Source organism: Proteiniphilum sp. LBM24028, assembly GCF_056629195.1.
Map to the genome: position 1 here is coordinate 3,602,764 of NZ_CM152817.1, position 23,209 is coordinate 3,625,972.

Annotated in this window: 18 protein-coding genes; 6 read left to right on the forward strand and 12 right to left on the reverse strand. The window is 46.7% G+C overall.

Annotated features, from left to right (window positions below):
• Window positions 1-32 precede the first annotated feature (32 nt).
• The 3 genes from AC1HCU_RS14360 to AC1HCU_RS14370 all read left to right on the forward strand — a co-directional run bounded on the left by AC1HCU_RS14360 (window position 33) and on the right by AC1HCU_RS14370 (window position 5,686).
• Entirely contained in the window at window positions 33-1,838 is a 1,806-nt protein-coding gene (locus tag AC1HCU_RS14360; RefSeq protein WP_480367022.1) for an AMP-dependent synthetase/ligase, read from the forward strand.
• 103 nt (window positions 1,839-1,941) lie between these two features.
• Window positions 1,942-4,695 (forward strand): leucine--tRNA ligase, encoded by a 2,754-nt coding sequence (gene leuS, locus AC1HCU_RS14365; protein WP_480367024.1) that lies wholly within the window; start codon window positions 1,942-1,944, stop codon window positions 4,693-4,695.
• 118 nt (window positions 4,696-4,813) lie between these two features.
• Window positions 4,814-5,686 carry a YitT family protein gene (locus AC1HCU_RS14370; RefSeq protein ID WP_480367025.1) on the forward strand — a complete coding sequence of 291 codons (873 nt, stop codon included), beginning with the start codon at window positions 4,814-4,816 and terminating at the stop codon, window positions 5,684-5,686.
• Window positions 5,687-5,711: 25 nt separating this feature from the next.
• Here AC1HCU_RS14370 and AC1HCU_RS14375 read toward each other — a convergent pair whose 3' ends face one another.
• The 6 genes from AC1HCU_RS14375 to nusB form a co-directional block, all read right to left on the reverse strand.
• Window positions 5,712-8,534, reverse strand: a complete 2,823-nt coding sequence (locus tag AC1HCU_RS14375) for an FAD-binding and (Fe-S)-binding domain-containing protein (protein ID WP_480367027.1) — start codon at window positions 8,532-8,534, stop codon at window positions 5,712-5,714.
• 65 nt (window positions 8,535-8,599) lie between these two features.
• A complete protein-coding gene (locus AC1HCU_RS14380) occupies window positions 8,600-8,797 on the reverse strand; it encodes a winged helix-turn-helix domain-containing protein (RefSeq protein ID WP_480367029.1) in 198 nt (65 codons plus the stop codon).
• Window positions 8,798-8,857: 60 nt separating this feature from the next.
• Complete coding sequence (gene coaE, locus AC1HCU_RS14385) at window positions 8,858-9,454, reverse strand: dephospho-CoA kinase (protein WP_480367031.1); 597 nt, start codon at window positions 9,452-9,454, stop codon at window positions 8,858-8,860.
• Between the two features lie 46 nt (window positions 9,455-9,500).
• Entirely contained in the window at window positions 9,501-10,496 is a 996-nt protein-coding gene (locus AC1HCU_RS14390) for a YbbR-like domain-containing protein (RefSeq protein WP_480367033.1), read from the reverse strand.
• A gap of 10 nt (window positions 10,497-10,506) precedes the next feature.
• A complete protein-coding gene (gene yajC, locus AC1HCU_RS14395; protein ID WP_480367035.1) occupies window positions 10,507-10,818 on the reverse strand; it encodes a preprotein translocase subunit YajC in 312 nt (103 codons plus the stop codon).
• Window positions 10,819-10,849: 31 nt separating this feature from the next.
• Entirely contained in the window at window positions 10,850-11,776 is a 927-nt protein-coding gene (nusB, locus tag AC1HCU_RS14400; protein ID WP_480367037.1) for a transcription antitermination factor NusB, read from the reverse strand.
• Window positions 11,777-12,499: 723 nt separating this feature from the next.
• On the opposite strand from nusB, the gene AC1HCU_RS14405 reads away from it, so the two are divergent.
• Genes AC1HCU_RS14405 through AC1HCU_RS14415 form a run of 3 tightly spaced genes read left to right on the forward strand, consistent with a single transcriptional unit; the run spans window position 12,500 to window position 14,070 of the window.
• Window positions 12,500-13,078 carry a 50S ribosomal protein L25/general stress protein Ctc gene (locus AC1HCU_RS14405; RefSeq protein ID WP_480367039.1) on the forward strand — a complete coding sequence of 193 codons (579 nt, stop codon included), beginning with the start codon at window positions 12,500-12,502 and terminating at the stop codon, window positions 13,076-13,078.
• Between the two features lie 15 nt (window positions 13,079-13,093).
• The gene (pth, locus tag AC1HCU_RS14410) at window positions 13,094-13,654 is read left to right on the forward strand and encodes an aminoacyl-tRNA hydrolase (RefSeq protein WP_480367041.1); all 561 of its coding nucleotides are present in this window, start codon (window positions 13,094-13,096) and stop codon (window positions 13,652-13,654) included.
• Between the two features lie 11 nt (window positions 13,655-13,665).
• Window positions 13,666-14,070: an RNA-binding S4 domain-containing protein gene (locus AC1HCU_RS14415; protein WP_480367043.1), complete on the forward strand. Its 405-nt coding sequence runs from the start codon at window positions 13,666-13,668 to the stop codon at window positions 14,068-14,070.
• A 7-nt stretch (window positions 14,071-14,077) separates the two neighbouring features.
• Here AC1HCU_RS14415 and AC1HCU_RS14420 read toward each other — a convergent pair whose 3' ends face one another.
• The 6 genes from AC1HCU_RS14420 to AC1HCU_RS14445 all read right to left on the reverse strand — a co-directional run bounded on the left by AC1HCU_RS14420 (window position 14,078) and on the right by AC1HCU_RS14445 (window position 23,209).
• Window positions 14,078-14,791 carry a 2-phosphosulfolactate phosphatase gene (locus tag AC1HCU_RS14420; protein WP_480367045.1) on the reverse strand — a complete coding sequence of 238 codons (714 nt, stop codon included), beginning with the start codon at window positions 14,789-14,791 and terminating at the stop codon, window positions 14,078-14,080.
• A gap of 47 nt (window positions 14,792-14,838) precedes the next feature.
• A complete protein-coding gene (locus AC1HCU_RS14425; protein WP_480367047.1) occupies window positions 14,839-16,158 on the reverse strand; it encodes an ATP-binding protein in 1,320 nt (439 codons plus the stop codon).
• Window positions 16,159-16,250: 92 nt separating this feature from the next.
• Window positions 16,251-16,604, reverse strand: a complete 354-nt coding sequence (locus tag AC1HCU_RS14430) for a hypothetical protein (RefSeq protein ID WP_480367049.1) — start codon at window positions 16,602-16,604, stop codon at window positions 16,251-16,253.
• Window positions 16,605-16,667: 63 nt separating this feature from the next.
• Window positions 16,668-17,936: an eCIS core domain-containing protein gene (locus tag AC1HCU_RS14435; RefSeq protein WP_480367051.1), complete on the reverse strand. Its 1,269-nt coding sequence runs from the start codon at window positions 17,934-17,936 to the stop codon at window positions 16,668-16,670.
• Between the two features lie 64 nt (window positions 17,937-18,000).
• Entirely contained in the window at window positions 18,001-19,506 is a 1,506-nt protein-coding gene (locus tag AC1HCU_RS14440; protein ID WP_480367053.1) for a contractile injection system tape measure protein, read from the reverse strand.
• 1 nt (window position 19,507) lies between these two features.
• Window positions 19,508-23,209 carry a PKD domain-containing protein gene (locus tag AC1HCU_RS14445; protein WP_480367055.1) on the reverse strand — a complete coding sequence of 1,234 codons (3,702 nt, stop codon included), beginning with the start codon at window positions 23,207-23,209 and terminating at the stop codon, window positions 19,508-19,510.

Below are 23,209 nucleotides of genomic sequence, written 5' to 3' on the forward strand. Positions count from 1 at the left end.
AAGTGTACATTTGAGTAAATAACAGGAATTTTATGGATTACTATCATCTGGGTGAACTTGTTCACAAAAAGGCACAGATACTGAAAAACAAGACAGTGCTGAGATACCAGTCGGCAGGCGGAGAGTGGCTCGATCTCACATGGAAGAGTTTTTCCGATAAGATAATGAAGGTTGCCCAGGCAATGGCAGAGATAGGCCTGCAACCAAATGACAATGTGGGCATTTATGCTCAGAATATGGAAAAATATCTGATTACCGATTTCGCCGCCTATGCCAATAAGGCGGTGATGGTGCCCATGTATGCTACCTCTTCGCCGATGCAGATTGGATATATTATCCAAGATGCAGAAATTAAGCTTTTGTTTGTGGGTGAACAGTTTCAGTACAATAATGCCTATAAGGTGCAGCAGGAACTGCCTGTATTGGAGAGGTTGATTATCTTCGATCCAAAAGTAGTACTGCAACCCGATGATAAGACATCGGTTTACTTCGATGATTTCATTGCAACCGGTGACAATTCCGAGTCGGTGGCATTGGTGAACTCAAGGCTGAAACAGTTAAAAGAGAGTGATCTTGCCACCATCATCTACACTTCAGGTACAACAGGCGAGCCCAAGGGTGTGATGCTCACCCATGCCAATTATATTAAAGCATGCCATATCCACGATATGCGATTGACAAACCTCTCGGATAAGGATCTTTCCATGTGCTTTTTGCCTTTAACCCATATTTTTGAAAAGGCATGGACCTATTACTGTCTCCACAAGGGTATTGCCGTGGCCATAAACAGAGATCCGAGCGAGATAAGAAAGACGCTCAAACAGGTTCGTCCTACACTGATGAGCAACGTGCCCCGTTTTTGGGAGAAAGTATACGAAGGCGTCAGGGAAAATATTGACAATGCTTCCGGTATTACAAAATGGTTGTTTAACGATGCAGTGAAGACGGGCAGGCGACATAATCTGGAGTACGTAAACGAGGGTAAAAGGCCTGCGCCGGGTAATCGGGTAAAATTTTTTCTTTATCGGCATACGATCTTTTATCTGATCAAACGGATTATCGGAATTGAAAGAGGAAACTTTTTTCCTGTGGCAGGAGCTCCCCTCTCTGACGCGATCAATGCATTTATGCAGTCGATCGATGTGCACCTCATATATGGTTATGGTCTTACCGAGACGACCGCCACGGTGAGTTGTTTTCTTAACAAGGGTTTTCGTATCGGTACTGTGGGAAAAGTGATGCCCGATATGGAGGTGAAGATCGGTGAGAACAACGAGATTCTGGTGAAAGGGGAAACCGTCATGTCCGGTTATTACAAAAAACCGGAAGCGAACAAAGCTGCCTTTACCGACGACGGTTTTTTCAGAACAGGCGATGCCGGCTCACTGACCGGTGACAATGAGATCATTCTCACAGAACGGATCAAAGATCTTTATAAAACATCCAACGGTAAATATATTGCCCCGCAAATGATTGAAACCCGTATTACTGAAGACAAATTCATTGAACAGGTAGCTGTGATCGGTGATGACCGCAAGTTTGTCAGTGCACTGATTATTCCTGTTTATGAGGCTCTTATGACTTATGCACGGGAACAACACATCGCATTTGAAAACATAGAAGAATTGGTCGGTAACCCACTGATTCACAATTTTATATTTGGCCGTATCGAGCTACTGCAATCCCAGTTCACCTCCTACGAAAAAATAAAGAAAATTACATTGTTGCCTAACCCGTTCAGTGTGGAGAACGGAGAACTGACCAATACTCTCAAGCTGCGCAGGAAGGTGATCCTGGAAAAGTACGCCGATCTGATTGACAGGATGTATAGTGTGTAGTTGTTACGTATGAAGCACTACTCATGATGTAGCCAACAAACGTGTGCAGCACGAATATCATATTAAATCACTATCTTTGCACCGTTTTTAACGGAGTAACGGCATGGATTACAATTTTAGAGAAATAGAAAAACGGTGGCAACAGTACTGGGCCGACCATCACATCTACAAAGTAACAGAAGAGAGTGCTAAACCCAAATATTACGTGCTCGACATGTTTCCCTATCCCTCGGGGGCGGGACTGCATGTGGGACATCCCCTTGGGTATATCGCTTCGGATATCTTTTCGCGATACAAACGACTGCAGGGATTTAACGTGCTCCATCCCATGGGGTACGATGCTTACGGACTGCCTGCAGAACAGTATGCCATTCAAACCGGACAGCATCCTGCCATCACCACTGAGAACAACATCAACCGTTACCGGGAGCAGCTCGATAAAATAGGATTTTCATACGACTGGAGCCGTGAGGTACGTACCTGCGATCCGGATTATTATAAGTGGACCCAGTGGGCATTCATCCGCATGTTCCATTCCTACTATTGCAACCAGGCGCGACAGGCCCGTCCTATCACGGAGCTGGTAGAGGTGTTTTCCCAACAGGGTACTGTCGGACTGGATGTTGCCTGCACCGAGCCGATGACATTTACCGCTGAAGAGTGGAACAGCAAGACAGAAAAAGAACAGCAGGAACTGCTGATGAACTACCGCATAGCCTATCTGGGCGATACCATGGTAAACTGGTGTCCGCAGCTGGGTACCGTACTTGCCAACGACGAAGTGAGCGAAGGCCTCTCCATCCGGGGAGGTTATCCGGTGGAGCAGCGCAAGATGCGTCAATGGTGTTTGCGCGTTTCTGCCTATGCCCAGCGCCTGCTGGAGGGACTCGACACGATTGCCTGGAGCGACTCGCTCAAGGAGACACAGCGCAACTGGATCGGGCGCAGCGAAGGGGCTGTCATGCATTTCAAGACTTCAGAAGAGATCGCTTTCGATATTTTTACTACCCGTGCCGATACCATCTTCGGGGTGACCTTCATGGTGCTGGCTCCCGAGAGTGAGCTGGTGGAACAACTTACTACCGCTGAGCAGCGTGATGCAGTGAATGCCTACATCGCCAAGACAAAGAAAAAGACGGAACGGGAACGCATGGCCGATAAAACAGTGACCGGTGTCTTCTCGGGTTCTCATGCTACCCATCCTTTTACGGGCGAACCACTTCCAATATGGATATCCGATTATGTGCTGGCAGGATATGGTACGGGTGCCATCATGGCCGTGCCGGCGCACGACAGCCGCGACTATGCCTTCGCCCGTCATTTTAATCTGCCCATCATCCCTCTTATAGAAGGCTGCGATGTCTCGGAAGAGAGCTTCGATGCCAAAGAAGGTATCATGATCCACTCCGGCTTCCTGAACGGCATGACGGTGAAACAGGCCATCCCGGCGGCCATCGACGAGGTGGAGAAAAGAGGACTGGGATACCGCAAGATCAATTACCGCCTGCGCGATGCCATCTTCTCGCGGCAGCGCTATTGGGGTGAGCCTTTCCCGGTCTATTACAAGGAAGATATGCCCTACACGCTCGATGAAAGCGAGTTGCCACTGGAACTCCCCGAAGTGGATAAGTTCCTGCCTACCGAAACGGGTGAACCACCGCTGGGAAGGGCCCAAAACTGGCAGACGAAGGAGGGTTACCCCCTCGAGCTGAATACCATGCCAGGCTTTGCCGGCTCGTCTGCCTACTACCTGCGCTACATGGATCCGCACAACAACGCGGCACTGGTTTCGGAGAAGGCGAATACCTACTGGCGCGATGTGGATCTTTACATCGGCGGTACCGAGCATGCCACGGGGCACCTTGTGTACAGCCGCTTCTGGAATAAGTTTCTGTTCGACCTGGGTGTCTCCTGCGAGGAGGAACCTTTCAAGAAGCTGGTGAACCAGGGAATGATTCAAGGACGCAGCAACTTCGTGTACCGCATCAAAGGATCCAATACTTTCGTATCGTATAACCTTCGGGACCAATATGAGGTGACCCCTATCCATGTGGATGTGAATATTGTACACAACGATCTGCTTGACCTGGATGCTTTCAGACAATGGAGCCCGGAATATAATACAGCCGAGTTTTTGCTGGAGGATGGCAAATATGTATGTGGATGGGCCATTGAAAAAATGTCGAAATCGATGTACAACGTGGTCAATCCCGATGATATTGTCGAAAAATATGGAGCGGACACACTTCGCCTCTACGAGATGTTTCTGGGACCGCTGGAACAATCCAAGCCCTGGGATACCAATGGGATAGACGGTGTGCACCGCTTCCTGCGCAAGGTGTGGAACCTGTTTTACAAGGAGGGAGTGCTGGCGGTGAACGATGACGAACCCGCGAAAGAAGCTTTGAAGGCGTTGCACAAACTGATCAAAAAGGTGTCGCACGACATTGAAAATTTCTCTTTCAACACCTCGGTTTCCGCGTTCATGATTTGCCTGAATGAGCTCACGGCACTTTCATGCCGCGAGAGAGTTATATTGAGTGACCTGACGGTCTGCCTGGCACCTTTTGCGCCGCATCTTGCGGAAGAGTTGTGGCATACACTGGGGAATGAAACCTCGGTCTGTGATGCGGCATGGCCTCTGTGTAACGAGGAATATCTGAAGGAAGATGCCTTCCCGTATGCCATCTCCTTCAACGGGAAATCACGCTTTATTATCGAATTCGCTGCCGATGCGGCCAATGAGGAGATTGAAAAAGCGGTGCTGGAACATCCCCAGTCACAGAAATGGCTGGAGGGCAAAACGCCGAAAAAGGTGATTATCGTACCGAAAAAAATCGTCAATGTGGTGATATAACCCATGGACCGGTGACTTAATAATAATTTGGTGATTTCCGAAAGTTCACTTGCAGCCACTGCATGTGTAAAATTTGTTTCTGAAAAGCCAGATGCCGACCACTAAAATTTTAATATAGATGGATAAATTGCCAGAATTTAGCCTGAAGAAGTTCTACTGGAAAGATTATCTGACAATTTTTCTGGGGACCTTCATGTATGCATTGGGGGTAACGCAGTTTATCATGCCCCATCAGTTTGTCATAGGCGGCCTTACCGGTGTGGCAGTACTGATCAATTATGCGTTGGAGTGGCCCGTGTCAGTCATGGTTTTTGTGATGAACGCGATATTGCTGTTGATTGCATTCAGGATACTGGGTTCGGAGTTTCTTGTAAAAACCATTGTAGGTGTGGCCTCACTGACTGCTTTTATTGGCATGTTCGAGAGTTTTCAATGGCCGCCGATTATGACAGAGGAGCCGCTGATGGCGGGACTCATTGGCTCCATCGTGGCAGGCGCAGGCGTGGGGTTGGTGATGTCAGTGAACGGTAGTAGCGGCGGCACCGATATCATTGTGCTGGTGATCAATAAATACCGTAATATCACTCCCGGACGTACCATGCTTTTGGTAGATCTGTTTATCGTCGCTTCCTCTTACATGATTTTCCAGAGCGTGGAAACCATTGTTTTCGGCGTCATCATCATTGCGGTCATGGCTACTTCTGTCGATTGGGTGTTGAACGGTATCCGCCAGTCTGTCCAGTTTTTCATTGTCTCCCAGAAATACGAGGAGATCGCCACACAGATCAACCTTCAGCTCCACCGTGGATGTACGGTGCTCGATGGTACGGGATGGTATACGAAGAAGGTACAAAAGGTGTTGCTTGTTATGGCGCGGCGAAATGAATCCACGTCCATCTTCCGGCTGGTGAAAAGCATCGATGAAAATGCCTTTATCTCTCAAAGTAACGTTATTGGCATCTACGGACAGGGATTCGACCGGATGAAATAAAAACAGTTTTAGGATATGCCGTTGTTCAGCGGGTTGCTTTATCAACAAGGTAGATGGCCGACTGGTAGGTTATGCCACTGTTGAGGGAGAGCCCGATTTCACAGGTGCGGCTATTGGAATATCCCTCTTCTGCATCCTGGATACCTTCTTTCAGCGCCGACAGTGCCGAGTTATTCAACCCGGGATAGAAGAATCCCCTGTCACCGGCCCACCCACAACAAGCCACATTTTCAGGAACAATAACCTTTTCCGCACACCGGGATGCCACAGCGAAGAATTTATCAGCTAGTTGCATTTTCGTGGAACTACAGGTGGTATGTATTGTTATTGTTACCGGACGAGGAACGAAATGCAGACGATCCAAAAGAAAATCAAGGATAAACTCCACCTGGTCATACAGCTTTAAGCGTTTGTCGAGTGTTTCCCGCATGTGCAGAAGGCATGGACTCATGTCGCAGACGACCGGCAGTTCTCCGTTGCGCGTTATTTCCAGCAAGGCTGCATTTAATTCCTGCTCCTTCCTTTTTGCTTCCTCGCGAAACCCTTTGCTGGCAAACGCCATTCCGCAGCATAACCTGTCTGCCTTATTGGGAAGCAGGACGTCATAACCTGCTTTGTGCAACACCGATAACATCTTGGAAGGCAGATCCTCCCTTTCTTCGTATCCGAATGAAGGTCCTCCCATTGAGCGGGTGATACATGCCGGAAAATAAACGACCACGGGAGCACCGGAGACACTTGCCGGGTAAAACCGCTTGCTAATCTTTCTGCTGCCAGAAGGCGTATATCGTGTCCACAACGGAAAGATGCCGGCGCCCACACGGTAAAGCCCCCGCGTCACGCTCTCCGTTGCTCCATAGCCAACTATTCCAGCCACTATATGCGGTACACGCAGTAGGCTGCGCAGCAACGCGACGGTTACACCCGTGTGATTTGCAATGAACCCCGCCATATATTTTGTAAAACGGCCGTTTTGCTGCCAGCGGAGCTCCTTCACGAGTTTTCCCGTGTCGATGCCAACAGGGCAGGCTATACCACACAAACCATCGGTGGCACAGGTCTGCACGAGCGGATATGAGATGGCTTTTACCTGTTTCAGAATGGAAAGGTTGCGCTTTTTACCCGACGCCATGCTTTCGGCAAGGTAGCGATAAGCCACGATGCGTTGCCGCGGGGTCAGCGTAAGGTTTTTGGAGGGACAGACCACCTCACAGAAGCCGCACTCAATACATTTATCGATAATGGGATGGGCTTCGGGGATTTGTTTCAGGTTTCTGATGAACACATCCATGTTGTCGTTGATCACTACACCCGGGTTCAGGATGCCATCGGGATCAAATGCCTTCTTTATCCTTTTCATGAGCGCATATATGTCGGTTCCCCATTCTTTTTCCACGAATGGAGCCATATTGCGTCCGGTGCCGTGTTCAGCCTTCAGACTTCCTTCATACTTCACCGTTACCAGATCACACAGGTCATTCATGAAAGAGGCGTATTTCTGTATTCCTGCGGGAGTATTCATATCGGGAAATATGGTGAAATGTACATTTCCGTCCAGCAGGTGGCCCCACATTACCGCATCATCATATCCACTTTTCACGAGAAGTGTCCGGACATCTGTCAGCGCATCGCCCAGTACCTCTCCCCTGAAGGCGATATCCTCAATGATGCAGGCCGTATGGGGTGGGCGGGTGGCAGCTGCTGAGGTAAACAGCCCGTTTCGCACGTTCCAGTAGAGGTCGTAAAGATGTTTGTCGGTGGTGAATTTGACAGGCCTGAGGGCATGGAGGTGTGCCAGTTTTTCTTCAATCTCCTTTATTTGAGACAGCAAGGTTGTCTCATCGTCGGCAGAGGTATCGATCAGCAATGCGGCCGCCCCCGCGGGCAGCGACTTCAGCTCCTCCGGCATGCCGGGCTGGTCCTCCACAGCCTGCAGGGCGTTTCTGTCCATGAGCTCTGCCGCGCTCACCTGGCATTGACGGAGAGGTATGATGGCCTGGCTCACGTCGCGCAGGTTGGCAAAGTATGCCATGGAGGTGGCTTTGAGGGGTGCGTCGTGCACGGTTTCGAAAGTGGCCTGCGACACAAAGCCGAGTGTTCCTTCGGAACCGATCATCAGGTGCTGAATGATCTCCAACGGATCATCGAAGTCAATCAGCGCATTGACCCCATAGCCGCAGGTGTTTTTTAATTGAAACTTGCGGGTAATCCTGTCATTGATAGCTTTATTTTCCGTAGCCTCATGATGAAGCCGGGTGATCTCGCTGATAAGTGCCGGATGGGCGGAAATAAATGCGCGGCGGCTTTCACCGTCGCCCGTATCGAGTAGGGAGCCGTCGGCAAAAACAATGCGCATCGACTTTACGGTATTGTAGCTGTTGTGTCGGATGCCGTAGCTCGATCCGCTGGCATTGTTTGCAATGATGCCGCCAATCTTTGCCGAATTAATCGATGCAGGCTTTGGACCCAGTTTTCGCTGATACTGCATCAGCATGCGATTTGCCGTGCTGCCTGTTAGCCCACATCCAAAAGTGGCGGTGGCGCCGTGGTTGGTGATGGCTGAAAAAGAGAAGCCCTCGCCTGTCTCCATCAGTACGGAGTCCGATATGGTCTGCCCGCTAAGGCTGGTACCGGCGGCTTTGAAGGTGACCGGAACTTTTTTACTGCGACAGAATTGCAGCAGGCGCATCACCTCTGCCTCGGTGTTTACTTTTACTACAGCTTTGGGAATGAGCCGGTACAATCCTGCATCGGTGCCTTTGGTAAGACGCGATAGTTCATCTGTAAATAACTGTTCTTTTGGGAACAGCCGTGCCAGTTGCAGGTGTAATTTTTTGTCATCGGGCATGGTATTGAAGAAGTGTCATGGCGACCTCTTTCTATATTCATTCCTCTCAAGAATGTAGTTTTCTGTTAGTTCAACGAAATATAAAGTTCTTTTTCTACTTCTTCCAGCGAAATTTTTCCTTCCCTGGCAAGCCAGCCGATTGCTGCGTAGAGGTCCTTATCCGTCAATTTCGTCGTTTTTTTGACTTCCTTCACATTCTGGCGACCTGCTTCATCGAGCACGGTCCACACTTTTCCGGCGTTAAATCCGATTTTTTCAATCATAGATTTGATATTTAAATATATAAACTTAGTTTAACCCTCGGCAAATTTACAGGAAAATTCTTAAGAAACAATATTTTCGGATAACTCCTTCATTATTTTTGCTACCTGCAGGATCAATGAATGGTGATTGTCGTTGCAAATAGTAAAATCTGATCGTCTGATCTTTTCGTCTTCGGCCAGCTGGGCATTCATACGCTCTTCTACCTCGTCTGCAGATGCCAGGTCACGGGCGATGGTCCGTTGCAGACGGAGATCTTTTGGTGCATACACCGTGATTATTTTATCGAGCCATCTGTGAAACCCCGCTTCAAAAAGCAGAGCGGCATCAATTATTACCATGGGATAATGCTGCTCCTGTCTGCTGCACCATTTCAGAAAATCCTTTGCCAGTTCCGGATGAATGATTGCATTGGCTACTGCGAGTTTCTTTTTATCCTGAAAGATGATTGATGCGAACATCCGACGGTCGAGTCTGCCTTCCCGGTATAATTCTTCACCGAAATGACTGATGAGTTGGGAGCGAATCACGAGAGAAGTATCGTTGAGTTCTTTGGCTTCACTGTCGGCATCATAAACAGGAATACCATGCAGGCGGAAGATGTCGCAGACTACCGACTTGCCGCTCCCTATGCCTCCCGTGATACCTATTGTAATCATTCAAAATGAAATTAAAGAGTGATGTACCTTCGACAGCTTTACAAAATCAATGTCTGGCCTTGTTTTCAAACAGGAACTCCACTGAAGAGGGCGAAATCCGTGTGTTGTGAGCTGATGACGGGCTCTTTGTAAGTTCCAGTTCCACCCGTCCTCCTTCGTTCTCGTGAAAATCCCGGTAGTTGAGCTCAATTTCAAAATCTTCCTGTGTAATCTTTTTGTAGTCTTCCAATGTTACAGAGAAGGATATTTTTGCGCGGGAAGGAAAAAACTTCACGTCGAGGTCCGACGGCAAATGTGTGGCAGTAACGGGAATCTCAAATGTACGTTCTGTGAATTCCTCCACTGGAATATAGATTTCGACCTCTGCCGGTACAAACTTGACATCCTTCACAGGATTAATTCTTATTGGAAGCTGGGAGGTGGCTCTGATGTTTTTAAACAGGGTATATTCGGTAACTGCTGTCTTTAGCTGTTTGAGCGACTCACCCGAACCATAGGCCATCACCGTTTCGGGAAAAAACCAGGCACTGTCGGCCACCAGGTTGGCCCTGCTGGTGGTTATCTCGCCATCAAATACTACCCGTAATTCCTTGCGTTCCAATTTGGAGGTGGCCAAAGAGATACTCATGGGATAATAACCCCGTATGTTCGTGCTTGGAGCCAATCGGGAGCGGATGAGCTGGCGATACTGATCGCCCTGAAGCTCGGAGGTACCCCCAGCGGTTAGTTCCTTGACGTCAATCTCCAATGAATCTTTTTTTCTTACATCGAGCAGAAACACTTCCACGCCGTTGTCGGCGACACTGATTTCTATGAATTCAGGCAGGGCATTGTCAAATACTACATCCTCCGGAATATTCGTGTATTTTAACGGAATACGGTAAGTGCCCTCCACATTTTCCTTTTGGAAAAAAAGCATCAACCAGAAAATAAAGGCCAGCATGAGGAAAAATAAAAAGAAGAGCAGGTTTTTCCACGGAAATGTGGAAAAATATGCTTCTGCTTTGGGTGCCCATTTCCTGATGAAAGCCTTTATTCCCATGGCAAAAAGGTTAGTTCGTAGTCACGTCGGCTGAAGAGGCAAAGACCGATGCTTTTTCGAATTTTATTTTCACACCGTCGGCTACTTCTACCAGGAACCAGCTGTCGCCCACTTCCCTGATTCTACCATGGATACCGCCTGAGGTAACCACTTTATCACCCACCTTCATCGCTTCGCGGCTTTTCTGCAGTTCTTTTTGTTTTTTCTGCTGCGGACGGATCATGAAGAAATAAAATACGGCGATAATGGCCACCATCATAAACAGTGTACTGCCCATACCACCCATTCCACCGGCCGGAGCTGCCTGTAATAAAATATTCATAAATTGATGATTAAAGTTGATAATTGAAAAATTAATTTTTAAAGATACGATTTTCTTCTTTTATTTCCTGCACAATGGCATCCAATATTCCGTTAATAAATGTACTGCTTTTGGGAGTACTGTATGATTTGGCGATCTCGATATATTCGTTCAGCGAGACGCTCGTGGGAATAGATTCGAATGTAAATATTTCTGATAGAGCGACCTGCATTATGATAAGATCCATGAAGGCAATGCGTTCAAAATCCCATTTGTCGGTATGCTTGTCGATCAGTTCCCTGTATTTTTTTTCATTCAGGATAGAGTCATGCAACAGTCTGAGGGCAAACGTCCTGTCTTCCTCGTCTTTAAACATCGGAAGCAGCGGCTGATTTGTGCCTTTCTCTTCGGAAAACCTTTTGATTGTTTTCAGGACAAAGCTCTGCACAATCTCTACATCGTCGTTCCAGTATATACATTCATCCTCGAGAATATCATCCAGTTCCTCATTCATATAGATAAACTGTTTGAAGGTCTTTCTCCAGAACTCGCGATCCTCATCGTAGGTGGGAGAAGCGTTTTCTGTGTATTCTCTGTAGGTGTCAGATGCCAGGATGGTATCCAGCAGATTTTTCACGAATGCCTCGTTGGCTTCCCACATCATGGGGCGTTCCGTAAGCTGCTTCTGAAACTGTGCGTTCTCCCTGAGTTGAAGTATGAATTTGTTGTCGAGCAGGTGGGTATTGGGATGCAGATCTTCTTCCGAAGGCAAATACTTGTTTCGTTTCATCTCCACCCTGTTTTCATATGCCCTGGTCAGTTCCACCATTAACAGCAGTAGATAAAAATAAAGATCGTAAGATTTTTGCAAGCCGAATAAAAGCTCTTTTTCGGTGTTCCGCAAATCCCTATTCGTATTTTGGTACCAGGAGTAAACAATCTGAACAATCCTTATACGAATTAAATTTCTGTTTATCATTGTTTAAATGAACTTGTTTTGAAACTGCAAAAGTAGTGTTTTTTTTCGGTATTTCGCATAGGTTTAAATTGAAAAGGCACATTAAATATCTCATTAAAATCGATAAATCTTATTGTATTGCTCCCTTTCCCTTCCCCCTTCTCACTTTTTTTTGTTTTACTGAGCAGCTTTTCTCAGAAAAAGAAGGTTTTGACCCTATAGGCTCATGCAAGAATTCCGAAGAAGTTTCGCAGTGGTCGCCCGCAGAGGAGAAAGACTGGAACTGGTTCGTCGCAAAAACCGAAAGCCATTTTGTGCGGTTCAGCTATACAAAAACCAAATACTCGCCCGCCATGTACAATCCTGTTGTCTCTGTAAACAAAGAATGAGACGCCTACTATGTGTGTCTTGCATCGGAGATTAAGGGACTGGATATATATATATATATACCGGTTTTGATGATTCCGTGTCAGACAACTTCTATCCGGAACACGGCGGAGTGCTGAGAGTGTCCAAAGATGCCTGTATTGTGTGGATTATTTCTTGCCACGGTGACAGGCCTATTATACGTTCGATGAGTATAACGGGAGAGGATTTGAAAAAAAAGAGTGGGATAAAAAAAGAAATGAATGGTTGTGCAATAAAAAGAAAATCACTATCTTTGCGCCGCTTTTTTGAAAGCTCCCGTGTGATGGGAAATAAAGAAAGCAACTTTATTTTGAGTAACACAAACAACAATTAAAAATGAAGACATTTACATTAAAAGGCGAGATCAGGGATGATTTCGGGAAGAAGGCGGCAAGGGCCTACCGCAGTGAGAACCTGATCCCTTGTGTAGTATACGGTGGTCACAACGAAGAAAACCTGAATTTTGTCGTAAAGAGCGGTGATGTACGCAATCTGATATACACACCTGAGGTATTCTTGGTGGATCTTGATCTCGGAAAGACAAAATTGCAGGCCGTTGTAAAGGATGTACAGTTTCATCCGGTGAAAGATACCATCCTGCATATCGACTTCCTGCATGTATTCGAAAAAGTACCTGTGGTAATTGAGATTCCGGTACGCCTGGAGGGACTTGCGGCCGGTGTGAGAGCCGGTGGTAAGCTGTCGCTCGATATACGTAAGCTGAAAGTAAAAGCGGTGCCCGCTAAATTACCCGAAGTTTTGGTGGTGAATGTGGAGAAGCTGGAGTTGGGTAAGTCAATACAAGTTGGACAGCTGAGCTTCGAAGGTCTGGAGATACTGAATGCCAAAAATGCCGTGATTTGCCGCGTTCAATTGACGCGCGCAGCCAGAGGTGCGGCCGCCAAAGCGGAATAATAAATGAGTTAGTCGATGAAATATTTGATTGCGGGGTTGGGAAATATCGGACCCGATTATGAACAAACCCGCCACAATATAGGCTTTATGGTGTTGGACGCTTTGGCAAAAGCGTCCAATGCTATTTTTGAGGATAAGCGGTACGGTTTTGTGACCGAAATGCGACTCCGGAATAAATCGCTTCTGCTACTCAAGCCCTCTACATTTATGAACTTGAGTGGCAATGCCATCCGGTATTGGATGCAGAAGGAGAAAATTGAGACGGAAAACCTGTTGGTGGTGGTAGACGACCTGGCACTACCGTTTGGAACACTACGGCTCAAATCGAAGGGAAGTGATGCCGGACACAACGGACTGAAGCATATTCAGGAGCTGATCGGACAGAGCTATCCCCGGCTTAGATTTGGTATAGGCAATGATTTCCCGCGCGGAGCGCAGGTCAATTACGTGCTTGAAGAATTCTCTCCGGAGGAGAAACTGCTCCTGCCGGATCGTATTGAAAAAGCAGTAGATATTATTCGCAGTTTTTGTCTTGCCGGGATCAATATCACAATGAACCAATACAATAACAGGTAAACGATTGCGCGATGGATGAAGTGCGGATTGACAAATGGTTGTGGGCCGTACGCATTTTTAAAACACGTACGGTGGCTGCCGAGGCATGCAGAAAAGGGCGTGTTCTGATTGGTAATGCACCGGTGAAACCTTCCCGGAACATTCGCACGGGAGAGATCATTCAGGTGCGCAAGACACCAGTAACCTATTCCTTTATGGTGCTTGCACTGGCCGACAAGCGCATGGGCGCCAAGATGGTGCTGCAATATATGGAAAATGTGACACCTCCCGACCAGTATGAATTGCTGGAGTTGAATAAGATCAGTGGATTCGTAGACCGGCAACGCGGCACGGGGCGTCCCACCAAGAAGGAACGGCGTGACCTGGATCAGTTTGCTGGGTCAATTGATTTCGGTGAGTTTGATTGGGATGAGTGAGGGCCCATTATAATATCCTGAGCTTGTTGTCTTCTTTGTGGTAACAAGGTACCACCGGCACGGTGTTCTTCTGCAGGCAGTAGGCTACATCCCCTTCCGCACCATTGTCGATAAGCCGTTGATAATGGTCACTCTGTCGCAGATAACCCTGAGGATTGCCTTTTGCCTGTTGCCACAGTGTCAGGGCAATTCTTATGGCATCAGAACCGAAGATCACCTCATTTTTTTTCAGCAGATGCTCTGCAAAAGCGCCCCCGAAGAGGGTATCCTCCATATTTATCCGGCTGTTCCATCCGGCGCAGATAATAACAATCCGATCTGACGAATTCATACATCTGTCGGCCAGCGCATCAATATTGGAGAAGGTTCCGATAAATAAATGCTTGCTGTCCCTTCCCATTTCTATGGCCATTGTGCCGTTGGTGGTGGTAAATACCACCTCTTTTCCGGTTACGATTTCACGGATATAGTCGAACGGCGAATTACCAAAATCGGCAAAATCGCATTTGCGTGTTTTTCTTTCCGCACCAACCAGAAACCCTTCCTGTTTGTACCGTCTTGCCTCTTCAATATCCGCCACAGGAATAACAGCTGCTGCGCCGTTATGCAGCATGGCACACATGGTGGCCGAAGCCCTGAAGACATCGACCACGACCACGGTGTCGTTTTCCTTCTTATAATGGGGATAAAGAACAGGAGAGGGACAGAGATCGAGTATCATCTTTTTTTTGCAAAGATAGCAATAACAAACATTTGTCAAAAATACGGTTATTCCTGACGCATCATTTTGCCCTCTTTTTCATATTCCTTCCGGATTCCTTTTAACAAATCATCCGCCGATATGGTGGCCGATTTTTTTTCCAGCGTTTGCAGTCCCGCAAACTGAATGACATTCACAATATTTGCTCCTGTAAGATGATATTTGCGGGCAATCTCTTCCAGATCAATTTTTGTTTTTCTTTCGGGCGTAGTCGGAAAATAGTTTTTCCAGAGCTGTAACCTTTCCGTGGCATCAGGATGATCGAATTCGATGATCGAGTTAAACCTCCGCGTGAAGGAGGAGTCGAGATTTGATTTCATGTTAGAGGCGAGGATTATCAGTCCTGCATGCGACTCAACTCGCTGAAGGAGATAGGAAACCTCCTGGTTGGCATACTTGTCATGGGCATCGTTCACATTTGTCCGTTTGCCGAAAAGGGCATCTGCCTCATCGAAGAACAGGATCCATTCTTTATTTTCTGCTTTGTCGAAAAGCCTGGAAAGGTTTTTTTCGGTCTCTCCGATATATTTGGAAACCACCATGGAGAGATCAATCCGGTATACATCACGGTGGGTATATTTACCCAGCAGGGAGGCTGTCAGTGTCTTGCCGGTGCCCGAGGGACCATGGAAAAGTACACGGTAACCGGGTTTGATTTTACCCTTCATTTTCCAGCCATAAAGTAACTCATCGTTGTAGCGGAGCCATGTCTCAATCTCCTTGATCTCACTCAGTGTTTTCTCCCGGAGTACCAGATCATCCCAATACATCTCCGTCGTAATCCGTTCTGCCGGAAAATCGCTGCTAAGTTTTGGTTTGGATATTTTTCCGGTGGTAAACAACTGTACATATTCTTCGTCCATTAGTAGTCGGCCACTCATACGGGGTTCGTGATGTTCCGGTAGCTCAATGGAAAGTATATTCTTTTTAGCAAACAGGTGATCTTCCTCAAAATAGCGGTAAAGCGCTATCCGTTTCGCGGGATCATTCCCTGCCAGAACGAACAATACTGTCTCGCCTGTCGGCAGTATTCCCCGGTGATTTTTGCCTTTTGTCCCGCCAAACTCCGGAAAATCGCCGCCATTTGGAAGAAAAGGGGCGATGACCGATTGGAAAAAACCGGGATCCAGATGTGGCACCAAGGCCAGCAACAGAATAATTGTTTCCTCGACATTCATACTCTGTAGATTGATGAAACGGCCCAGTTCCGAATGCATATCCGATGGAGGATATAACGAAAGAGGGGTATCATTCCCTTTGAATATCTTTTCAAGTCGGCTTTCAATCACATTTCTCAAAAAATCCAGGTAATTTGCATTGTACATCATTAGAAACGGGTTGTTTATTCCATTGATTCAACTTAGGTCGTATTCCTGCACTGAATATCTATTTACACGCTTATCTTGTTTGTGCAAATTCTTCATACATCCTCAGATGAAGTAATGCCTGTATTGTCCGGTCTTCCGTAGATTTCTACCTGAAAAGGGATGTCAACGTAGGGCAGCTGCATGCTCCGGACCAAAGAACTCGAGGGTGCATCCCCCATGTACCATAGCACTGTATCCTGATCGACAGATGAAATGACTACTCTCTCAATCATGTAAACAATCTCATGATTTGGATCCGGATGTTGTTGCAGTCGGATAGTCTGACCGATAGGAAACCGCTCTGCAGCAAGTTTGATAATCCCTTCCATTCCATCAGAACCATATATTGTCTCAAGTTCGTCCAGAAAAGTGAGTCCGTCAAAATTGATGATAGTTTTGTCATTCATTTCTTGTTGAATTACTGTTTTCAGAAAAGCATAAACGGCATAGTTTGTGGAAATGTTTCAAAGTCAATAGTTTGGTAAGTCATAGGTTAATGTCCCAATGAAAAATGTATAGTTCTGGTGTTGTCTCCCTGCCAGGTGAGCTCCCCACTTTACGGGATTAATGATGTCCCAGTTGCTGTAGGCAGCTTCAGCAGTACAATCAATATTTACTCTTAGAGAGGCCAGATATCTGGTAACCGACTCTCGACTGACAGCTGAGGAGCCTGCGCTCAGCCCTCCACCGGATGATCCACTGCTACCACTGGTATGCGAGTCGCTCAAGCCTACTGTTCCGCTTCTGCTACTACCCGCTTCTGCACTGACAGGTCCTGACTCTACCCCAACAGAACTGCTCGATCCGCCTGTTACCGAGACGCTCGATCCGGATGTGTCGCTCAGACTACTACCCAAACTGTTAGAGGAAGATCCCCCGGAAGCATTGGTGATGTCTCTTTGTTCAGTGGGTCTGGAGGTCCTGTTTGCACCTGTCTGGTCAAAATTGATCGTGACCGACCAGTCGCAATCTAACCCGGCGTTGTCTCTCCAGGTATGAGTAATGGTTCCCAGTGATCTTCCCCGTAGTTGCTGGGTTATCACTCCCAAAAACATGTTCCTCCAGTTTACACTACTGTACTGACGACTGGTAGCACCAGCTGTGGCAATTAAGAGCTGAAGTACTGTTTCAGCCGACGCATTTACATCCAGAATGATCGCACTGGCTGGGATGGGCTCTCTTTGAATCACTCCGAAGCGCTGAATATCATGAACAGACTGATTACTGCTCTTATGAACTGGACGAGGATGTATGTCGTTGGTATGTAATGCTTTATTTCCCATTTCTGTTGCTTCCTGTTCGAGTGTGACATTATCATTGATATGATCTCTTCCCAGTCTTCCTGTAGGAGTCACCCTTCCCTGTTTCTGCTGTATTACATGCCACGCTTCATGTGGCAGGAGTTTTTCCTGTCCAGGGGCGATGTATATATCCGTACCCTGTGTGTATGCAAGGGCGTCGAGTTGCTTGGGACGTGAAGAGTTTCGATGAACTTTCACATCTGAAATACTTATTCCTGATAGATTTTCAATGCCGTTCTTTAACTGATCGGGTATTCCCGTGTTGTTTTGAATCATGTCACTCTTCTCTCGGGCTCGAAAAATAGACTCGTTCTTGAATGAATTTTCTTGTGGAAAGAATGAGCTACTCGCCTTCTTAGTGAAAAACGGCTTACTCGTCACATTATTTGTGACACCGGTATTCGGCGTCTTCTGAGATTTTTGTATCGTCTTTGTCATATGATCTGTTTGTTTTCAATTTATCAGTATGAAATTACGTATTGTCCTGTACATGCTTATTTACTTACCACTCCACAAATAATAGCTCTGTTCTCCATGGAATTTTTGCCAACGAGCTATTCCAGTTCAATTTGTCGAGCAGGATGTCCTGGGCTTTCCGTTCCATCAGCAGTTTATAATGGTGTTCTTCCTGTACCAGTTTTCCGTCTCGTTGGATAAACAGTTGGCGTAATCCATCGGGTGAACTGTTTTTTAATGCAGGCCACTGTCTGATTACTTCGCGTAAAAGTTGTCCGCATTCCTCCTTTATATGCTCAGAAAGCAGACTTTCTCTTTCCACGGGCATTGCGAGCGATACGCCACAGAGGAATTTTTCAAAAAGGAGGTCGCCTTCAAAAAAATCGCAATTGCCTGTAGCCAGGTAATGCAGTGCCTGAATGGCCACGTGATATGCTGATTTTTTTATCCGCTCTTTTTCATCAAGAATTTCAATTGCCCTGAAAAACTGTTTCAAGAATGGATGCAGTAATATGAGTCCCCCGTTTTGTACAGCGATTCCTTCTTCACCCGTTTCCGGAAATAGTTCCACTGTATCTTTATTTGTTCCCGAAAGTTTTTCCACATCTTTCTCTTCATTTTTCACCGGAAGTTTATGCAGACCGTCCTTTCCCCGCAGTACGGTAATGTCAGCCTCATATTCTGTGACAGACGCTGATAAAACAGTTTTGATCTTCTCTTTCTCCTGATCAGATAAATGATTACTCTTTTGCACGAGTCCGGTCAGTTCAGTGAAAAATTGCCTGTCCTGGTCATCATTTTGTTTTCTCAATATATCTCCCAGTGATTCAATCAATTGATGCGAAGAGAAAATCAACTGATCAATTTCAATTCCTAAGGAGACATCCAGTATAAACCGGTAAAAAATGTGATGAGTCACGGGTGAAAATTTGTCAAAGAACCCATAAAGTGTAGCCACCTCTTTTCCGGCTATCGGATTGAGTTGTTGAAGAAACTTTTTTTGATGTTCATCGTCGATTTGAAAAATAAACCGATCGCGTATACTGGTTTTCGATTTCAATAAACGGATCAGCCGGCTTAAAAATTCAGGCTTCCCAAGATGATTCTTCCAGTGCTGTGACTGTAGTAATTCTTCAAACTCTTCCCTGGAGGCATACCATGGCAGATAACCCTTTTCAAGAAAATGGAAAAAAAGCTCCTCTCTGTTTTTCTCTACCGGAATAATCTCCATTTCTGTGTGAACCGTATCGCTGCCCCATCCCCTTTCCAGGGATACTGTTATGGCCGCTATCTCCTGGGAAAGCTGACCGGTCAGTGCCACTTCCAGTCTGTTAAGTAAATCGTCTCCGGGGATGCTTATGTTCAGATCGAAAGTATGAAAACGTATCACCCTGTCTTCTGAATTCAGTTCATCCAGCATTTCTGCGAGTTTGGGAAATATACGTTGCTCCAGCAGACCGGCAATGTTGTCCCTGATCGCTGTGGCAGTCTTCATGTTTGCCGTGTTCACCTCGACAAACACTTTTTCAATGATATGTGGGCTTACTTTCAAATTATACTAGATTATCGTTTAATATAGATTTGACATGTTCTTCCAAAATCCCCTTGCCGGATACTCTTTTTGCCCATTCTTCCAAAAATGGACGGAACGATTCCGGCAGTTTAATGTCACGTTCCCGCAAATTTTTGAGCATGGCAATGATCTGTTCCAGCAAGCGCTTCAGCATTTCACCGGATACGTCGAGTACATCGTTGCGCTGACATCCGGTTAGATTGTAAAACAGGCGTATTTGTAAACTAAATATTTGCACCAGATGCTGAAACTCCTCACTGTCGGGATTGCCGGAAAGCTCCATGATCCACTTCGATGTCTCTTCCCATAGATGGGAGAACATTTCCTCCAGTCTGTCGTTGTGATTCCCGGTCAGGAAATTGTCTGCATCGTCGAGTACTCCCTTTCCAAAGTTGGCTGTTCCACCATATAATTCACTGGTAGAAACCCAGACCGGTACCACAAAATTGGAACCGGGAAACTGCAGCGTCTGTAAGTTTTTGAGATCAACCCGCATGCTCTCTTTGGCGCTTTCCATACAGGTGCCTATCGGTGGTTCCTCCGTTTCAAAGAGTTGGATCTTATGTTCCGCTGTGGCTGTGCAGACACCATTCGGGCCTGTCACGGTTAGTTTTACCACAACGATATTATCGTTGGTTCCCGGTAACGCTTTGTATGTGTGGGTCGGGCTTTCTTCTGCGGATGTGCTGCCGTCACCGAAATACCAAAGGAACGAAGCTCCTCCGGTATCGCCGGATGGTTTGAATATAATCTCCTGCCCCACCGGAGCTTTTTCAGGCGCTTCGAAAGCGGCCTGTGGCGCTTTGTGTACAGTCAGCAGCGCATCGGTTACCTGTTGGTTCACGGTGAAGTGAAGGGTCTGGCCAAACCTGTCTGCAGGGAATGTTGCGGGATCGATCGTGATCTTTCCTTCTCCAATGGTCAGCCCTTCTGTGGTAGGGGCGGTTGCTATGACTCCATCGGGCGGTGAAACGTCATAGAGAATGACACCGGGCTCATCTCCAAGGCACCAGCTGTCTTTCTCGAGCCGTAATCTGGCAGGTGGCTTCTGTATTATAAAATTTACCGGGGCACAGTCGGAACAGCAGAGATACGGCAGGGAAAAGTCGGCTACCACCGTATTGTCCGGAATATTGGCATATGCCGGGACTCTTCCCGAAAGCCGGGACCGTTCTTCTTTCATCAGCGTTTCAATTCTCAATATCTCTTCGTCGTCCGGATTCTCCTTTTTCAGATATTCTGTGTATCTCCCGAACAGGGATAATCGTTTTTCTGTCTCTTCGAATGAAGATGACTTAATCCCTGCAACTGCAAGGTTATCAGCTATGTCATGTCTCTCTGGATTTATTGTACGTATCGGTTTGGTCTGAATTTTGTTGAGGTAAACCAGTACAAAGGTACCGCCGGGTTGTACACCTGCCTTGTGCTCAAGGCCCGGATGTTTTTCGATAAACCGGGTCAGCTGCAGCCGGAGCAGAATCCTTTCCTTTCGGTTGTCGATCTCTTCGAACAAAATTTCAATCTTTTTACCCGAGCAGCAGACATGGGAAAGCTGGTTAATCAACAGGTCCATGAATAGTTTCATGCTTTGGCTCAGTTCGATCTGCTGATAGCGGTTCTTCATCAGCTTGACCCGTTTACATAGTTCCTCCAGGGTAAGCTTGTACGTATCGACCTGACTTATTGTGAAATCCCGAATGCTCACCGGCATTTTCGTTACGAGTTCGTTGGACCATGCCAGCAGTTCAATGGATTGATCTATGACAAATGTTTTCATCTCGGGTTGCTCTCTCCATGTCTCATCGGAAAGCTGCGATTCCACCATGGTTCTGGATTTTGCAATCACGTCGTTGACCGACCCGCCTCTTGTCTCTTCATAAGCTTTTACCAGTATGCTTCCAAGTGCATCTTTTTCAGTGGTAAAGCTGTCGGCAATGGTTGTCATACGGGGGAAGGCGGCTTTATTTACCGCAAAAGCATTTTTTTTGGTACGGTGTGTCAAAACGGGATCCTTTACATTTGCGCCCGGTTTTACAAGACTGAAACCGGAGAAAAATGAGGAAACCTGGGCGAGGATACATTCCTGTTCGGCCGTCCAGGCATTTAATAGTACCTTCAGATCTTCAAATTCGCATTCATACTGATTGATATTCAGACTTTCGGTGTTCAGGCTTATTGACAATGCTTTTACGTCGAATGCCAATCCGTACCGTTCTTTTTGATCGTTAATCTCATCAAGCGCTGTTTTGTAATCTTTTCCCTGATGCCCTTCGATCCGGTAAAAATCGAAGCCGTCGATGTTGTAGCTCAGCGGATCCTGGATATGCGGCAGTTTGGCCAGCCTTTCACGATGATAGCCCAGGTTGGTATCCGGGGAATTTTTTTTGGTCTTGTCATAATTCCAGTATTCCAGTAATGAGTGATCTACAGTGTAATAAAACGGAATGGCGCGCTCGCCCGGCGTCCCCATTTTTTTTGAAGGAGTGATTTTTATCTCTCCCGTTTTTTCGCCGAATCTGCTGATGATCTCGATCAGTCGCAGCACCAGGCTCCTGCATTCTTCGAGTTTTCCGGAGCCACACGAGAGTGATGGAGATTTGTAAAACCCATGCCGGAAATGTTTTACGGAGCTCTCTGTTTCATCGAGGCTACCGAGGAGCAGATGTTTGGGAAAAGCATGTGTATCGGGGCAGCACTCTTCTCTTAATGAGAGAATATGCGCCTTGATTTCCAGGTATATATCCGTCACATCTTTAAAGAAGTCGTATCGGTACTGTACATTAAACGGAATGTTGAAACTGCCGGTTCCCGCAATTTCATTCAGTTTAGCCAAAAGGGACGCCAAACTGTTTTTAGGCAATTTCATTTGCAGGATGGTGTCAAAATCTTTCAGGATTTTTGTAATCCCCACAGAGAGGTTACTGAAGAATACTTTGTTGTTGATTGCCTTGTGAAAAGCCAGTTTGAGGTTTTCATAACTGGAAGTATTGTTCGGATTCAAGATCACGCGGGGAACAGCCACTTCGGGGAGATCGAAATATTCATCGATTCGTTCATATTTGGAAAAGAGAGTGTCCCTCTTGACCATGTACGTTGCATCTTCCTTTGAAATCAGCAATACTCTGAGCCGGGCAACCTGTTCGATACCCTGGTTGTCACAGTCGATACTGGTACACAAATCACCCTCTCTGGCATAGGATTCAAGGTACAACACTACTACCTTGTTTCCCACGTCGGGCATTTCCCCCAGCGGTTTCTCCCCTTCGGTTTGCTCAGGCAGTATCTCCCATAAATCCATGATGGTTTCTGTTTCGCCACCATCCTCTTTTTTCCTGAAAAAGGGGTAATTCGCAAAATTATCCCCGAACTTCCGGAAATGGGTAAATTGAATCTCCTTCAGGTCGATGGATTTTTCGGACGATCCCGCGATATCCTTACGGAGCAGGATCAGGTCTCCGTCAGTAGTAACGCCCACACCACGGGATAGGGTCACTGTTCCTTCCGGACTGTTATGATGCAGCTTAAAGCCGCAAACAGTACCTACCCCGTGCAGGAAAACACGTGACAGCCGGTGCTGATCTTCAAAATAATCGATGAACCCATTCAGTTGATCTTTTGTCAATACCTGGTTATCGACGAACATATGGTACTGTGTGGTAATGCCACTTAATTTCTCTGCCAT

Bases quoted from the DNA above. Each gene is read 5' to 3' on its own strand.
- AC1HCU_RS14360 (WP_480367022.1), top strand. From the start codon at position 33: ATGGATTACTATCATCTGGGTGAACTTGTTCACAAAAAGGCACAGATA.
- leuS (WP_480367024.1), top strand. From the start codon at position 1,942: ATGGATTACAATTTTAGAGAAATAGAAAAACGGTGGCAACAGTACTGG.
- AC1HCU_RS14370 (WP_480367025.1), top strand. From the start codon at position 4,814: ATGGATAAATTGCCAGAATTTAGCCTGAAGAAGTTCTACTGGAAAGAT.
- AC1HCU_RS14375 (WP_480367027.1), bottom strand. From the start codon at position 8,534: ATGCCCGATGACAAAAAATTACACCTGCAACTGGCACGGCTGTTCCCA.
- AC1HCU_RS14380 (WP_480367029.1), bottom strand. From the start codon at position 8,797: ATGATTGAAAAAATCGGATTTAACGCCGGAAAAGTGTGGACCGTGCTC.
- coaE (WP_480367031.1), bottom strand. From the start codon at position 9,454: ATGATTACAATAGGTATCACGGGAGGCATAGGGAGCGGCAAGTCGGTA.
- AC1HCU_RS14390 (WP_480367033.1), bottom strand. From the start codon at position 10,496: ATGGGAATAAAGGCTTTCATCAGGAAATGGGCACCCAAAGCAGAAGCA.
- yajC (WP_480367035.1), bottom strand. From the start codon at position 10,818: ATGAATATTTTATTACAGGCAGCTCCGGCCGGTGGAATGGGTGGTATG.
- nusB (WP_480367037.1), bottom strand. From the start codon at position 11,776: ATGATAAACAGAAATTTAATTCGTATAAGGATTGTTCAGATTGTTTAC.
- AC1HCU_RS14405 (WP_480367039.1), top strand. From the start codon at position 12,500: ATGAAGACATTTACATTAAAAGGCGAGATCAGGGATGATTTCGGGAAG.
- pth (WP_480367041.1), top strand. From the start codon at position 13,094: ATGAAATATTTGATTGCGGGGTTGGGAAATATCGGACCCGATTATGAA.
- AC1HCU_RS14415 (WP_480367043.1), top strand. From the start codon at position 13,666: ATGGATGAAGTGCGGATTGACAAATGGTTGTGGGCCGTACGCATTTTT.
- AC1HCU_RS14420 (WP_480367045.1), bottom strand. From the start codon at position 14,791: ATGATACTCGATCTCTGTCCCTCTCCTGTTCTTTATCCCCATTATAAG.
- AC1HCU_RS14425 (WP_480367047.1), bottom strand. From the start codon at position 16,158: ATGATGTACAATGCAAATTACCTGGATTTTTTGAGAAATGTGATTGAA.
- AC1HCU_RS14430 (WP_480367049.1), bottom strand. From the start codon at position 16,604: ATGAATGACAAAACTATCATCAATTTTGACGGACTCACTTTTCTGGAC.
- AC1HCU_RS14435 (WP_480367051.1), bottom strand. From the start codon at position 17,936: ATGACAAAGACGATACAAAAATCTCAGAAGACGCCGAATACCGGTGTC.
- AC1HCU_RS14445 (WP_480367055.1), bottom strand. From the start codon at position 23,209: ATGGCAGAGAAATTAAGTGGCATTACCACACAGTACCATATGTTCGTC.